Origin of the sequence: Halobacillus aidingensis (genome assembly GCF_900104185.1) — a bacterium.
In the GTDB taxonomy this organism is placed as follows: Bacteria; Bacillota; Bacilli; order Bacillales; family Halobacillaceae; genus Halobacillus; species Halobacillus aidingensis.
The window spans coordinates 314,403-328,147 of sequence record NZ_FNIZ01000002.1 but is presented as its reverse complement, the minus strand read 5'-3'; the positions used below and the strand labels follow the sequence as shown (position 1 = coordinate 328,147).

Sequence of the window (13,745 nt, the reverse complement as noted above, 5' to 3'; positions counted from 1 at the left end):
AATGACCTATGTTTCAATATTCAAAGAAGAAGAATACCAGAGAAAAACCAAGGATTTTTGAGAACGGATCCATTTACTGAGGGAGGCTTGCCGCCATCCCCGCAGGAAAGCGAGTAGCTTCCCAACCACCCCTGCCACTCAACTTAGCAACGAACCCCTGTTACCTCGAAATAAAGCCTTTATAACTTTCAAGCTTGCTAAAATTTAAATGGGCGGAAAATTCAGATATAATGGAGGAGAAACTTCAAAAAGGAGTGATTGGATGTACGATGTAGCGATTATCGGGGCCGGACCGGCCGGTGCCAGTGCCGGACTTTTCACCGCAAAAGCCGGTAAGAAAACGATTCTTTTTGATAACGGAAAGAGCATTACTGCCAAAGCATGGGTCGAAAACCATTATGGCGTCGATCCGATCGAAGGTCCAAAACTATTGGAGCAAGGCCAGAAACAGGCACAGAAATTCGGGGCGGAAATCGTCCAGGATGATGTCGTCGCGATTGAAGAAAAAGGAGAACTGTATGTCATTCAAACATCCGAAGGCAATTATGAAGCGTCCCACGTCATTTTTTCGACAGGCATGTCTGTAAAAGCGGCGGAAGCTTTTGGACTTGATGTTGTCGAAGGAACCGAGCCTCGCGTGGCAAAAATCATCGAGACCGACAAGCACGGACGTACGTCGAAGCCGAAAGTGTGGGCCGCGGGTACCGTTGCTGGTGTGAGTGTCCATACGATTGTTACATCTGGTGATGGAGCGAAAGTTGCCATCAATGTCATTAGTGAGCTGAATGGCAAGCGTTATGTCGACCATGACGTGCTGGGTAAATAATTTTGGAATATACAAAACGAAGCCCCCGATCTTATTAGACCGGGGGCTCGCTTTATGATTTTTTATCATCCGGCGGGTTGAACCGCCCTACTCCTAGTTCTCTTCCCTCTTTATAGATCGCCTTCACAAAACTGATGACCATCATCAACATGATGATCGAAAATGGCAGGGCTGCGATAATCATCGTATTTTGCAATGCCTGCAGTCCTCCCGTGTAAAGGAGAGCCAAAGCTGTGGCAGACAACAACCCGCCCCATGTCAGTTTGATGGATGTTCCCGGCGTTTCGGAACCACCTGTCGTCATCATCCCGAGGACAAACGTTCCTGAGTCTGCAGATGTGATGAAGAAGGTGGCAATCAGTGTCATCGCAACAATCGAAGCCAGCCATCCGAGCGGTACGTTCGAGAATACCCCGAACAACGATTCTTCTGTAGCTAGAGAAGAAATCGTATCAATAGCATTGTGCTCCAGTTGAATGGCTGTTCCACCAAAGGTCGCAAACCATAAAAACCCAATGATCGAAGGCACAACAAGTACGGTGAATACAAATTCACGAATGCTCCTCCCTCTTGATACACGGGCAATAAACACACCGACAAACGGCGACCACGCGATCCACCAAGCCCAATAAAAAATCGTCCACGCATTGATCCATTCACGTGTTTCCTGATTGAGGGGCGCAATCCGAAAGCTCATGGTAGGCAGGTATTGAAAATAAGCACCGATTGAACTTGTGAAGATGTTTAGGATGAACATCGTCGGTCCTACAATGAAGACGAGGAGGAAAAGGAGTCCGGCAAGCGCCATGTTCGCATTACTGAGAATTTTGATACCTTTTCCTAACCCCGTCCAGGCGGAAATCATGAACAAAACGGTGACGATCGCTACGATAATGAATTGGACGACAATGCCGCTCGGAATATCAAAAAGATAGGAAAGACCTCCATTGATCTGCACGGCACCGAATCCAAGCGTTGTCGCGACCCCTATGACGGTCGCAATAACAGCAAGGATATCAATGACTTTTCCAAACACACCTTCTGCAGCCTTTTCGCCAATCAACGGTTTTAATGTGGCACTAATGAGCCCTGCATGACCGTGACGGAAATTGAAATATGCGAGTACGAGAGCAACGATGCCGTAAATGGCCCATGCGTGAATACCCCAGTGAAAGAAGGTGAACCGCATCGCATCTTTAATCGCCTGATCGGTCCCGGTCTCTCCCGTCGGCGAACTGATGGCATAGTGACTGATAGGCTCCGCCGTACCCCAGAATACGATCCCAATCCCCATGCCGGCACTGAAGAGCATCGCAATCCAGGTCGGACGTGAAAACTCAGGCTTCTCCCCTTTTTTTCCTAACTTGATTCTTCCAAGCGGTGTAAAAAGGAAAGTGAGGCAGACAAGCACAAAGAGAGTGACGACGATTAAATAATACCAGCCCAGCTTATTAGCAATAAAACTTTTGACGTTCGTAGTCATCTGTTCCAAACCATCCGGCCAGACGATACCTATGATGACAAGCACAAGCATGATTCCAGCTGAAATTTTGAATACTGTATTGAATTTTTTCATCAGCAAGCGATCCCTTCCAAAAAAAAGATTGTTAAAGATAGTATCTTTCCGCCTGCTTTTCCTATTCTCGTCCTAGGAAAACTGAAAAATAAGAAAGTTGCTTTCCATTCCGATACCTGTCAGACTTGAATAGTCAAATAATCACGACTTACCGTCAATTAGGAACTTTTTTATAGAAGAAAAAATTACGGAGGTGAAGACGATGATCGAAGTACGTACGTCTACACTTGAAAACGAAGAATTGAACCGCGGCATTTTCGCGAAAAGGGATATCGCTAAAAATGAGCTGATTCACCAGGCTCCTGTCATCCCTTACCCAAATGAAGAACACGTCCACATCGAAAAAACCCGCCTGGCTGATTATGCTTTCGAATATGGCGAAAACCACACCGCCTTTGTGCTCGGCTATGGAATGATGTTCAACCACTCCTACGAGCCGAACGCCAACTATGTCATCAATTTCGAGACACACACGTTTGACTTTTACGCCTTCAAAGACATCAAAGCGGATGAAGAAGTGTATATCAACTACAATGGTTTTGTTGATGAGCAGGAACTCCTTTGGTTCGATCAGGACGAAGAAGAATCTTAAATGAATATCAAAAACGGTCGTGACATTTCGTCACGACCGTTTTTATTAGCGGGGGCGGCGCTCCTGGATATCAATAGAGATTTCAAAGATGTTGATCATTCCGGTCATCTCCTTTGTTTTGTTGTTATCTTAAGTATAGACCGCCCCGCTTTTCTTCCTAACGGCCGTTGGAGTGATTTCCATTCATCCTCTGGACCGAAAAAGGACGGAGGAGAAATGACGGAGCCGCTTCATTCTCCCGCCTCAGAGGGATAGATACTGATAAATGAGTAAAACCCAACGATAAAAGTGAGAAACCCACCGATAAAAAAGCCTAAGTCACTGTTAAAATCTCAAAAGCCACTGATAAATGTCCAAATCGCTATTTAACAGATTCCATCTAAATACAACCAACAAACAAAACGCCCGCGACCGAGCGAAGTCACGAGCGTTTTATTCTATACATTCAGCGAGGACGGCGCTCCTGGATATCGATAGAGATTTCAAAGATGTTGATCATTCCGGTCATCTCCTTCGTTTTGTTGTTACTTTAAGTATAGACCGCCTCGCTTTTCTTTCTAACGGCCGTTGGAGTGATTTCCATTCATCCTCTGGACCGAAAAAAGACGGAAGCCACCTGCCCGGGTGGCTTCCGTCTTACGTCTGATGTTCAATCAAACCAGCCTTTGTTTCTGAACCAGATGAACATCGCAACCGCTACAGCAATCATGAGTCCCCACACGACAAAATAGCCGTATTCCGTCTGCAGCTCGGGCATGTTGGCAAAGTTCATGCCATACACACCAACGATAAACGTCAGCGGCATGAAGATCACACTGATGACCGTGAGAATCTGCATCGTCCGGTTCGTTTCATGGGAGTTCAAGGACAAGTAGCTGTCGCGGATATCCTGTGTCATCTCCCTGTTCGATGCGACCATGTCAGCTACTTTTATCAAGTGGTCATGAATGTCCGCAAAATATTCCCTTCGCTCAAAGACTCCGTCTAAATGTCTTGTATTTAATATACGGTACAACAAATCCCTCATTGGGTGAATCGTCTGCCTCAATAACAGCAGTTCGCTTCGTCTGTCGAACAATTCCTCAAGCAGCTTTTCCATCGACAAATCTTTCGTGTTGTCTTCGATTTCATTAATATGATCTTCAATTTTATAAATGATCGGAAAATAGTTGTCGACGACTTTATCAAGGATCTGATGGAAGACATAATACTCATCGACTTTCTCGTGCTGCTTATTATTTTTGACGATCCTTTTTGCTTGTTCCAGCGGTTCGTTTTTTTCCTTATGAAAAGTGACAATAGAACAATGACCGAGAAAAACGTTGATTTCTTCCCGCTCAAGTGTCTTTGGATTGACGGAATGAACAACGATGAAGCTGTGATCGTCATAATAATCGAGCTTCGGACGCTGCAGCCCGTGCAGACAGTCTTCAACCGCCAGAGGGTGGAACTCGAAGGTTTTCTCTAAGAGCGTCACTTCCCCCTCGGTCGGTTGATTGAAATCAACCCAATACCAGTCCCATTTTCCACCGGAAAGTTCTTCGATGGAAAGGTTGTCATGCAATCCAGTTTCTTTACTATAAGCCAAAACCTCAATCATTCGTTTCACCTGCCTATGTACGTCTTATTCTTTTATAACCGTAAACGAAAATATTCAAACAACCATTCCCACTTATGGTACGATGGAAGAAAAGACGGAACGGAGGCGCGCGGATGCTGCAACGTTTGAAATGCGACGAGCAATTAAAAGGACAAAGGGTGATACTACGGCATATTACCGAGGGGGACATTCCCGTTTTGTACCAATTGATTTACAATGGCGATGAACCGGAATGGAAAAAATGGGACGCGCCCTACTATCCGCTCGAGCCTCATACACTCGAAAGCTATCGCAGTCACGAAAAAGCGCGCATCAACAGGCTCGGTCCGAATGAACCCGATTCACGACTCATCATCGAAGTGGACGGGAAGACAATCGGAACCGTCACCTATTATTGGGAGCACAAACCATCTCTATGGCTTGAAGTCGGCATCGGCATCTATGATCCCGATTATTGGAACGGAGGCTACGGATCGGAAGCGCTTGAACTCTGGGTGGATTACCTTTTTCGGACTCTCCCCCTTGCCCGTGTCGGTTTGACGACATGGTCCAAAAATGAGCGGATGATGCGTGTTGGTGAAAAACTCGGCATGAAAATCGAAGGCCGATTGAGGAAATGCCGTATTTATGAAGGACAGTTTTATGATTCGATCCGTATGGGAGTCCTTAGGGAAGAATGGATGAAACGTGCGTAGAAGAACGCTTGGCCTAAACAGCCAAGCGTTTTCTTTTTCCGGTGCTTCTAAAGCACTTGTCACTTGTGCCATTTCACTGCATAATACCTCATCCCTCTCGGAACACCCATGAGCATGAATTCCCCTTGAAGGACAAGCTCACGAACTCGATACTCGAAAAAGCTGTCCCCGACAACTTGTGATGAATGTCCGAGAACCTCTCCAATTAATCGAGCCGCTTTTATGTAATCATCCATATCACTCTCAAACTGCAACTCTTTTAACGTTTGGATGAGAGTCGCATCAAAATAATCTTCAGACACCGATTGGATGCCTCTTTCCCACACTCGGAGATTCGCATTCTCTTCGGATAAAGCCCGCCATTCGTCCCTGTAGGTTTCCATGCTCTCATCGGACAGGGGACTACTTGGGAAACGTTCCAACAAACTCACCAAACGAGCAGGAGAAAGCTCCCCTGTATGAAGCGGGAAATCTAAAGCGTCTGTTACTTGAACCGTATAGATTCCGTTGGGTTTGTTTTTCAAAAGATGCAACACAAACCGAAGCCCGGTCTGTTCATGGGCATTGTCACCGACCCAGATCGTGATCGGCACCCCAGTTGGAATGGAACGTAGATCTTCAATAACCTTCAAGGAATCTTCTACCATGTGCATCCACTGCTCATCGTCCATGACAAGATGATTGAACAGCCATTCCTTTCGCTTTTCGATACCTTCTTCTTTATCCAAGTCCTGTATGGGACCGATGGAAAACATAGGAGAAAGAGCGATCACTTCTTCCTTTGTCTCCTCTTTTCGTCTCAGCGCTAGCTGCAATGAGCCTTTCGTAGATTCACTAAAGACGATATGGACGTGCTCTACAACTTTCCCTGCCTCCCCTTGAAACGGATGCAGGCGGTCTTCACAGACACGTTCGGTTCCTTTTTTCATTTCTTTCACCTGATTGATCCATTCTTTCTCTGAGATCTTCTCTTCTTCTACATAAGTAAAAAGGGTCCACTGATGGAGTAGAATGGTGCGCATCTCTTCTTCAGTCAACGCTTCAAGAATTCTTTTAATAGATCGATTCATTTCCTCTCTCCTTATCCCTTGGTAAAATGAAAAGCATTGAACTTCCTTCCCTACGATTGAATGAATCCATAAGTTTCATTTCATAAAAAAACGAACACCTGTATAGGTGTCCGCTTAACTCATCGATACACTGCTCATAAGACCAAGGTATAAGCACCACAAAACCATTGCACTGACAAAAAAAGTACCTGCCAGCGAGTTCCGCTTGATCATCACTCCTGTAAACAGCAGAAAAATAAAGCCTAAGGCCAAAGAGGAGATACTGATCAAATTCGGAGCGAGGGTTAAGGGGCCAAATCCTTCCACTGTCGTGAATATACGGAAAAGAACAGAGGGATCCTGCTGCTCCAACGTCTGCTTGATATTATGCGGCGTTTCCTGTTCGGTCATGTATCCTGTAATCGTATAGATAAAAACGATGAGAAGACTTTCCGCTTTCCACCAGCGTCTCGGTGAGAAGCCTGCATCCTCTGCTACTAAACGCTTCATGAGAAAGCCATTGATGAAGGCAAACAGCAGAAGAACAATAAACAGAAGATGTTTGACCAACAGCGCCTGGCCATAGGAAAGCATCCACGAATCTACAATACTCTCTGACAATAGTAAACTCATAGCAACACCCGTCACCGTAATCCATACGATGCAGCCGATGGCTACCTTCGTAAACCAGCGTACAAAGGACTCCCACTGGTGCTCGTGATCAGAAAAAAAGCTGACCACGAGTAATATTCCGGACCATATCCCCACACCGATGAAATGAATCGTATGAAAAAGTGCTCCTTGAAAAGAAGCGGTGCTCGCAGAATGTCCGGTCACACTCTGAGTAAGAATCATCCCCGCGATAAGTAATAAACTGAACGAATAAGCGACCTTTGGCTGTTTCATCGTGTTCAGTAGAATGACATGAAGAATAGCCAATGATAATAGTAGAAGCCATGCCTGCCCTCCCTTTAATTGGGTGAGCACATGAAAAAGACTCGACAAAAAGCTTCCTTCCCGATATTCCTGAAGCCTACCCGCCAGCTCTATGATTGGAAATGCAGCTAAAACAGGTACAGTCAAAGCAACCAGTGCCCATGTCTTTCTACGCTGAGCAAGCTTTGTATCAGAAAATGACAAAAGGCTTGCCCCGATCAGAATGGAGAGACAAGCATAGAGGCCTCCATTCGTTAACGCATGGATCATGATTTTTTCCTGATCCCCAGGAATACAAGTACAGCAGTAACCAAGATCCCGAATCCAAGTACAGGTACAATCCATACCATCGAATCGTTCCCCTGGTTAGACGCTGCCACATGGTCACTTTCAGACGCTTCTCCGCTCCCACTTCCGCCTTCACCTGAAGTTGTTGCCGGTTCCTCTGTGTCTGTGTCTTCTTCAGCGGTTGACGCCTTATCCTTCACGGTATAATTAAACGTCAGCTCATTTTCCATGACGTGCCCGTCTTCCCCGATGATGCTATAGAAGACTTCGATGTCCCCACTAGCTACTTCTTCAGGAATACTGAATTCGATGACATTTTCAGGGGAATGGGTATAGCTCTCTATTTCGAACTCTTTCCCATCATCATCTGTAATGGTCAAGGCCGTCGGTTCCTGGACCTTGGAATCAAAAGTCAGTGCGATGCCTGGGTTTTCTGATGTTAGCGCACCTCCTGATTCAGGTTCTGAACTTTCAAGGTGTGTATGCGCCTCTACCGTCATAGGCAGGGCAAGTACAATAAGTAAACAAAACATGGATATATATTTCATGGTCCTACTCCTTTTTCTCTTTTATAAAGACTACGAATAAAAAGGAGCAACGGTTCACTCCTCCTTCTAATTTATATCAGAGCAAAGGTTGTAATACCAGGAGAAAAGATGGACAATTTAGTGAACAGAAAAACCTCGGTTCATGAGCTGAACATAAACCAAGGCTTTGTCGGAACCCTGCATTTGATGGTTTTATTCAATGATATTTTTCTTTCCTTTTTCAAATGTATAAATACCACCACTGATCTTTTTAATACCACTATCCGAAACGAGCACAGATCCTCCGTCTTCCATAGCAAGGATCTGAAAACTCTCATTCTTTGTGATGAGGGTTGTTTCACTCTCATCCTCCGATTTGTAATGACACACTATCCTGTAGTTCTCCACGAGATTCAGGGCTTCCTTCCCTCCTGAAAGGGCCTTTCCGAACACTACAGCCCCAGCACTCTGACCGAAAACTACGCCTCCTCGTTTGTAAAAATCCAAAAGAACCCGATCGAATCCACTTTCATACATTAACCTTCGCAGCTTCAATGAACAACCTCCACTGATGTAGACACCAGCAAACCTTTGAAGGTCCACAAATGACTTTCCGTTAAAGTCTGTCCACATCTCCAACTGAGAGATTCCATGTGGCTTCAGACATTTTTTTATGTAATGGAAACTCTCTTCATGTGGCCTTCGTTCCGGATCCCCTGCGACCGGAATATACAAAACAGCCTTTCCTTGCTCCAATTTTTCCGCGAACGATGCATGGGCCTTCTTGTTCTGCTCTGCACTTCCACCACCTGAAAGAATCAATGCCCCCATACCACCACACCTTCCTTCTTATGAATCAGATACAAAAGAGAAGCAGCCAAACCACTCGCAGTCCCGGATGTAATGAATACTATACATATCATTTTCATCCCTAGAGAATGGGCGGGAAAAATAAAAAAAGCAGCAAGCAACAACATGACAGCCCATACTCCAAAATACATGATCAACGAAAACTTTCCCTTGTGGAATAAAACCACCCCGCTTAATGCTATGAAATAGAGGAGGCCAAGAGGAGCAGTAAAGGAAAGAACGGTTTAAATTTAGCAGCATAGACCAAATAATCGACGACGAGGATGTCTGAGGATGTTTTCACCTCTCCATGAACCCACTGGCTGAGTACAGCAGAAGACCTCCATTCAAACGGATGATCTTTGATTTCACTTCCTTCATACAAAGCGGCGACCGTTGAAAATAAAAAAGTACATAGAGCTGCGACATACTGAACTAGAACTCTCATTATTATTAATCCCCCACTTTTTACCAATTATTTCAAATGTTCAACAATTACTCAATCTTTTATTTAAACAAGCACGCGACTTACGTGATACGATACGATTAATGATTGATAGAAAAAAGGAGCCTGGTAACCATGTACAAAATTCTTACAGGAATCTTCTTATTAACAAGCATTTTTTTCGCTTACCTTTGGTTCGATACAACCAGATCCTCAGAGATCGACACTTTCACAAAAGATGCCGCGACTTCCGCTGTGTCCGAACTTCCCTATCGCATCGAGGACGTCACCCTGTCCTTTGACTCATTTCATAGCGAGGGAAGTGAAAAAGAAAGGTTTTATACGGAGACTTTGCTCACCCGCAGCCTCCAGCAGCTGACCGGATATCAAAGATTATTAAATGCTGCCGAACGATCGAATGAATTGAAAAAAGGGTATTTCCGTGATTATTCGAATGAGTTGTTCAAGCTTCGATCGGTGATTACTACGGAATCATTTGAAGATGAGGATTCAGACAAAGTAGATGATATCACAGCCGCTTTAAAGCAGCTCCACACCGACGTGCAGTATATTGTGGAAAAAGACTCTTTTACGGTATCTGATAAAGAAAAAATGGAGGCACTAACAGAAACGATCCGCTCATTTAATGATAAGTTTCTATCATAGGAGATTAATGGTAGTTATTAAACTATATGGCAGGATTGTGATAGACTCAGTTTCGAGATGTTTTGGGGTTCGTTGCTGAGTTGCGCGTCAGGGATGGCTGGGAAGCAACTCGCTTTCCTGTGGGGGAGCGCCGAGCTTCCTCGGACTTCGTCCTGCGGGATCTCGCCTGTCTCCTTCTCCCACGGGAGTCTCGCAGCTTCCCAACCACCCCATTCAATGCAGGAGCGAAACGAACCCCTTCACTGTGAGAGGGTGCCTTCCACTATCCTGGTGTTTTAATCATAAAGCCCACTATAACAACCTTTTCGCATACCTAATAGCGTCCTTGGGAGTTGATTCCCCTCCAATTACCATGTGCATAAAAGCAGCTTATTCCGGATGTGGTTTCGAGATACTTATATGGCAAAGGGGCGGAGGGGAATGGCGAGACTCCTGCGGGAAAAAAGTGCATGGTGAGACCCCACAGGACGCAGTCCGAGGAGGCTCACCGCGCTCCCGCGGAAAGCGAGCCATTCCCCGCAGCCCCATCCACTCAACAAAAGTCTCGAAACTGAGTCTTCCACAAAAGGGAGCTTATATGGAAGAGAAGAAATGATATAAGAAAAGCGAACGCCTCAATATGAGGGTTCGCTTTTCTTCTTATCCGAAATATGTGTTCAATGGAGGTACGATTTGCTTCTTACGGGATACGACACCTTTCAAGACAGCCTGATTGCCATCAAGCTCTGTTTCGAAAGCTTTTGCAACCGCTTCTGTTTCGTTACCAACCGCAACCACTGTCGAGTCACTTTCAAGAATGTCTGTAACGACAAGCAGGAACAAGTCCAAGTCCTTTTCAGAAACGTTCTTTTCGATCGCTGCTTCAAGTTCGCTCTTACGGGAAAGCACATCATCTGTATCGACTGTGTTCACTTGAGCGATTTCTACTTTTTTATCGCCCATGTTGAACCCTTTCGCATCCAGGGAGATCAATTCTTCCGCTGTCTTGTCACTGATATCTGCGCCAGCTTTCAGCATCTTCAAGCCGTATTCTTCAGCATCGACACCAGCAATCGCTGCAAGTTCTTCGGCTGCTTTACGATCTTCATCCGTGCACGTCGGTGATTTGAATAAAAGAGAATCGGAAATAATCGCTGACAGCATTAGTCCTGCCATTGGCTTTGAAACCTGCTGTCCTTTTTCCTTATACAACTTGTTCAAAATCGTTGCCGTACATCCGACAGGCTCCGCACGATAGTAAAGAGGTCCTTTTGTTTCGAAGTTTGCAATACGGTGGTGGTCGATGACCTCAAGCACCTGCACCTCATCAATATCCTCTGCACTCTGCTGGCGTTCGTTATGGTCGACAAGGATGACCTGCTCGACTTCATCAGAAACACGTTCAACAAGACGTGGCGCATCGACATTGAACTGATCCAACGCAAATTGAGTTTCTCCGTTTACTTCACCAAGACGAACGGCTTCTACCTCTTCGCCAAGGGCTTTTTTCAGTTCAGCATACACAAGTGCTGAAGTAATCGTATCCGTATCGGGGTTTTTGTGCCCGAAAATCAATGTTTTGCTCACAAAAATCTTCCTTTCTTTATCAAGGGTATGTAGGATGTCTTGTCCGTTTCGATTATAAAATAGATTAGAGCCATAGTCCATCTTCTCCTACCATTCCCCTTAATATGGAAAAGAAACTATTCCTTTTCGAACCCTTTTATAAGAAAGTAACCGCAGAGAACCTGGATCACCGAACTCACAGAAGGATTGGTAACCAGTAGATTTGGAAAAATTGAATCGATCGGGATGATATAGGGAACCATCATCAAGTATAAAGAAGGAAAAAGAAAGAGGAATCCGTATCGTTTCTTCCATTTCCATTGTCCTTCTTCTTCCCATTTATTAAGGAGCGCTGGCAGGGCGAGTAAAATTCCTAGAGGGACATACACGAATTGTGAGAAAATAATATAAAAATAAAAATTTTCTGTCACAAGGGCGGTTCCTTGTACTTTCACCGTTACGAATGAGATGAAAACCAAGTAACCAAAAACGGCTGCAGACTGCATGAATACAAGCTTTTTACTGTTCATACAATACCTCCATTCCACTTATAATCTACCTTATGTAGGAGGACGAAATTTTTTACTAAATCATAGGTTTACGATAAAAAAATAAGGGAATTTACATAAAAGGCATTTGAGATTTGTCTACACTATGTGTTAGAATTCCTAACATAAGAAAAAGTGAGATACATATCCACCACTATTCAGGATACACATCTCATAATAAAATTGTTAAAGAGAGGGTAATGTATGACTTACACAAAAGAGCAAATTATTCAGGAAGTAAAAGAAAACAACGTAGAATTCCTACTATTAGAATTCACAGATATGTATGGGGATACGAAAAATGTTGAACTACCGGCTGAGGAACTAGAAATGGTCTTGGAAAATGAAGCCATGTTCGACAGTTCTTCCATTTCCGGTTTTTCCGATATCCAAGAAAGTGACATGTATCTCTATCCAGACTTAGATACATTCCTACTGCTTCCTTCTTTGGTCGATGAAGATCGCAGCGCGCGCTTCATTTGTGATATCTACAAGCCAGATGGCACTCCATTCGAAGGAGACCCTCGTTACATCCTTAAACGTGCAATGAAAGAAGCCGAAGACATGGGATACACAGTAAACGTCGGTCCAGAACCAGAATTCTTCCTATTCAAGCTGGACAAAGATGGTTACCCGATCCGCGAAATGAACGACCGCGGTGGATACTTCGATGCTTCTCCAAAAGATAAAGGGGATAAAGTACGTCGTGACATCGTTCGTACACTGAAAAAATTCGGTTTCGAAATGGAAGCTTCCCACCACGAAGTGGCTATGGGTCAGCACGAGATCAACTTCCGTTTTGACAACATGCTGAAAACAGCCGATAACATCCAAACGTTCAAAAACGTTGTAAAAGATATTGCAACAAACCATGACTATCACGCAACATTCATGCCTAAACCAATCGCAGGTGAGAACGGTTCCGGAATGCACGCACACCTTTCCCTATTCAGAGATGGCGACAGTGCTTTCTACGATGAAGATGCGAAAGATGGCGTTTCCAAAACTATGAAACAGTTCATCGCAGGAATCCTTCACCACGCTCGCGCGATTGCAGCGATTACGAACCCGAACGTGAACTCTTATAAGCGTCTCGTTCCTGGTTATGAAGCACCTGTAAGTATTGCATGGTCCCACTCCAACCGTAGCTGTATGGTTCGAGTACCAACAACACGTGGTCAAGGTACTCGTTTCGAAGTCCGTAACCCGGACCCGACAGCGAACCCTTACCTGACTCTTGCGGTATTGATCCAAGCTGGTCTTGAAGGTATCCGTAACGAATATGATGCAGGTGAAGCGGAAAGCCGTAACTTGTACGAAGTTGAGGACGACAGTGTACCAACACTTCCTACAAACCTAAAAGAAGCTCTTTCTGCTCTTAAGAAAGACGAAGTTCTTCTTAAAGCTCTTGGCGACCACACGGCCAATGCGTATATCGAAGACAAAGAAGACGAGTGGACTCAGTACTCCTTGCAAGTAAGCAAGTGGGAAATCGACAAATATATGAATAAGTAAGAAATAGCAAAGCAGCGCTCCGATGTGGGGCGCTGCTTTTTTTGTGTAGGCTCTTCGCTTCTTTTGCGCGCGACTCGGCTTTCTTGCG

At 44.8% G+C, this 13,745-nt stretch carries 15 protein-coding genes; 6 read left to right on the top strand and 9 right to left on the bottom strand.

Translation table 11 applies throughout. From position 1 onward, the window contains the following. The first annotated feature begins 262 nt into the window (after window positions 1–262). On the top strand, window positions 263–826 hold the full coding sequence (locus BLS23_RS03425; RefSeq protein WP_089651120.1) for an FAD-dependent oxidoreductase: 564 nt from the start codon (window positions 263–265) through the stop codon (window positions 824–826). A gap of 52 nt (window positions 827–878) precedes the next feature. Here the strand turns inward: BLS23_RS03425 and BLS23_RS03420 are convergent, their stop codons facing one another. Beyond that, window positions 879–2,402: a glycine betaine uptake BCCT transporter gene (locus BLS23_RS03420; RefSeq protein WP_089651140.1), complete on the bottom strand. Its 1,524-nt coding sequence runs from the start codon at window positions 2,400–2,402 to the stop codon at window positions 879–881. A gap of 202 nt (window positions 2,403–2,604) precedes the next feature. On the opposite strand from BLS23_RS03420, the gene BLS23_RS03415 reads away from it, so the two are divergent. Both BLS23_RS03415 and BLS23_RS03410 read left to right on the top strand, forming a co-directional pair. Further along, the gene (locus tag BLS23_RS03415) at window positions 2,605–2,994 is read left to right on the top strand and encodes an SET domain-containing protein (protein ID WP_089651119.1); all 390 of its coding nucleotides are present in this window, start codon (window positions 2,605–2,607) and stop codon (window positions 2,992–2,994) included. After that, window positions 2,995–3,249, top strand: coding sequence for a hypothetical protein (locus BLS23_RS03410; RefSeq protein WP_089651118.1), 255 nt, complete (start codon window positions 2,995–2,997; stop codon window positions 3,247–3,249). 394 nt (window positions 3,250–3,643) lie between these two features. Here the strand turns inward: BLS23_RS03410 and corA are convergent, their stop codons facing one another. Next, a complete protein-coding gene (corA, locus tag BLS23_RS03405) occupies window positions 3,644–4,594 on the bottom strand; it encodes a magnesium/cobalt transporter CorA (RefSeq protein WP_089651117.1) in 951 nt (316 codons plus the stop codon). 113 nt (window positions 4,595–4,707) lie between these two features. Here corA and BLS23_RS03400 point away from each other — a divergent pair, with 113 nt between their 5' ends. Beyond that, a complete protein-coding gene (locus tag BLS23_RS03400; protein ID WP_089651116.1) occupies window positions 4,708–5,289 on the top strand; it encodes a GNAT family N-acetyltransferase in 582 nt (193 codons plus the stop codon). A 59-nt stretch (window positions 5,290–5,348) separates the two neighbouring features. On the opposite strand, the gene BLS23_RS03395 is transcribed toward BLS23_RS03400, so the two are convergent. The 5 genes from BLS23_RS03395 to BLS23_RS03370 form a co-directional block, all read right to left on the bottom strand. Next, entirely contained in the window at window positions 5,349–6,359 is a 1,011-nt protein-coding gene (locus BLS23_RS03395; protein WP_089651115.1) for a DUF1835 domain-containing protein, read from the bottom strand. Window positions 6,360–6,473: 114 nt separating this feature from the next. Further along, window positions 6,474–7,544, bottom strand: a complete 1,071-nt coding sequence (locus BLS23_RS03390) for a copper resistance D family protein (RefSeq protein WP_167355995.1) — start codon at window positions 7,542–7,544, stop codon at window positions 6,474–6,476. After that, window positions 7,541–8,110, bottom strand: coding sequence for a copper resistance CopC family protein (locus tag BLS23_RS03385; RefSeq protein WP_089651113.1), 570 nt, complete (start codon window positions 8,108–8,110; stop codon window positions 7,541–7,543). The genes BLS23_RS03390 and BLS23_RS03385 overlap by 4 nt, the downstream gene beginning before the upstream one ends. Window positions 8,111–8,302: 192 nt before the next feature. Beyond that, entirely contained in the window at window positions 8,303–8,920 is a 618-nt protein-coding gene (locus tag BLS23_RS03380) for a Type 1 glutamine amidotransferase-like domain-containing protein (protein WP_089651112.1), read from the bottom strand. Between the two features lie 217 nt (window positions 8,921–9,137). Then, on the bottom strand, window positions 9,138–9,386 hold the full coding sequence (locus BLS23_RS03370) for a DUF4306 domain-containing protein (RefSeq protein WP_089651110.1): 249 nt from the start codon (window positions 9,384–9,386) through the stop codon (window positions 9,138–9,140). Between the two features lie 132 nt (window positions 9,387–9,518). On the opposite strand from BLS23_RS03370, the gene BLS23_RS03365 reads away from it, so the two are divergent. Next, window positions 9,519–10,049: a hypothetical protein gene (locus BLS23_RS03365; protein WP_089651109.1), complete on the top strand. Its 531-nt coding sequence runs from the start codon at window positions 9,519–9,521 to the stop codon at window positions 10,047–10,049. Window positions 10,050–10,688: 639 nt separating this feature from the next. Here BLS23_RS03365 and BLS23_RS03360 read toward each other — a convergent pair. Together BLS23_RS03360 and BLS23_RS03355 are read right to left on the bottom strand one after the other, a co-directional pair. Continuing rightward, window positions 10,689–11,615: a manganese-dependent inorganic pyrophosphatase gene (locus tag BLS23_RS03360; protein WP_089651139.1), complete on the bottom strand. Its 927-nt coding sequence runs from the start codon at window positions 11,613–11,615 to the stop codon at window positions 10,689–10,691. A 116-nt stretch (window positions 11,616–11,731) separates the two neighbouring features. Beyond that, window positions 11,732–12,124 carry a hypothetical protein gene (locus tag BLS23_RS03355; RefSeq protein ID WP_089651108.1) on the bottom strand — a complete coding sequence of 131 codons (393 nt, stop codon included), beginning with the start codon at window positions 12,122–12,124 and terminating at the stop codon, window positions 11,732–11,734. A 222-nt stretch (window positions 12,125–12,346) separates the two neighbouring features. On the opposite strand from BLS23_RS03355, the gene BLS23_RS03350 reads away from it, so the two are divergent. After that, window positions 12,347–13,657, top strand: coding sequence for a glutamine synthetase family protein (locus tag BLS23_RS03350; protein ID WP_089651107.1), 1,311 nt, complete (start codon window positions 12,347–12,349; stop codon window positions 13,655–13,657). Window positions 13,658–13,745 lie beyond the last annotated feature (88 nt).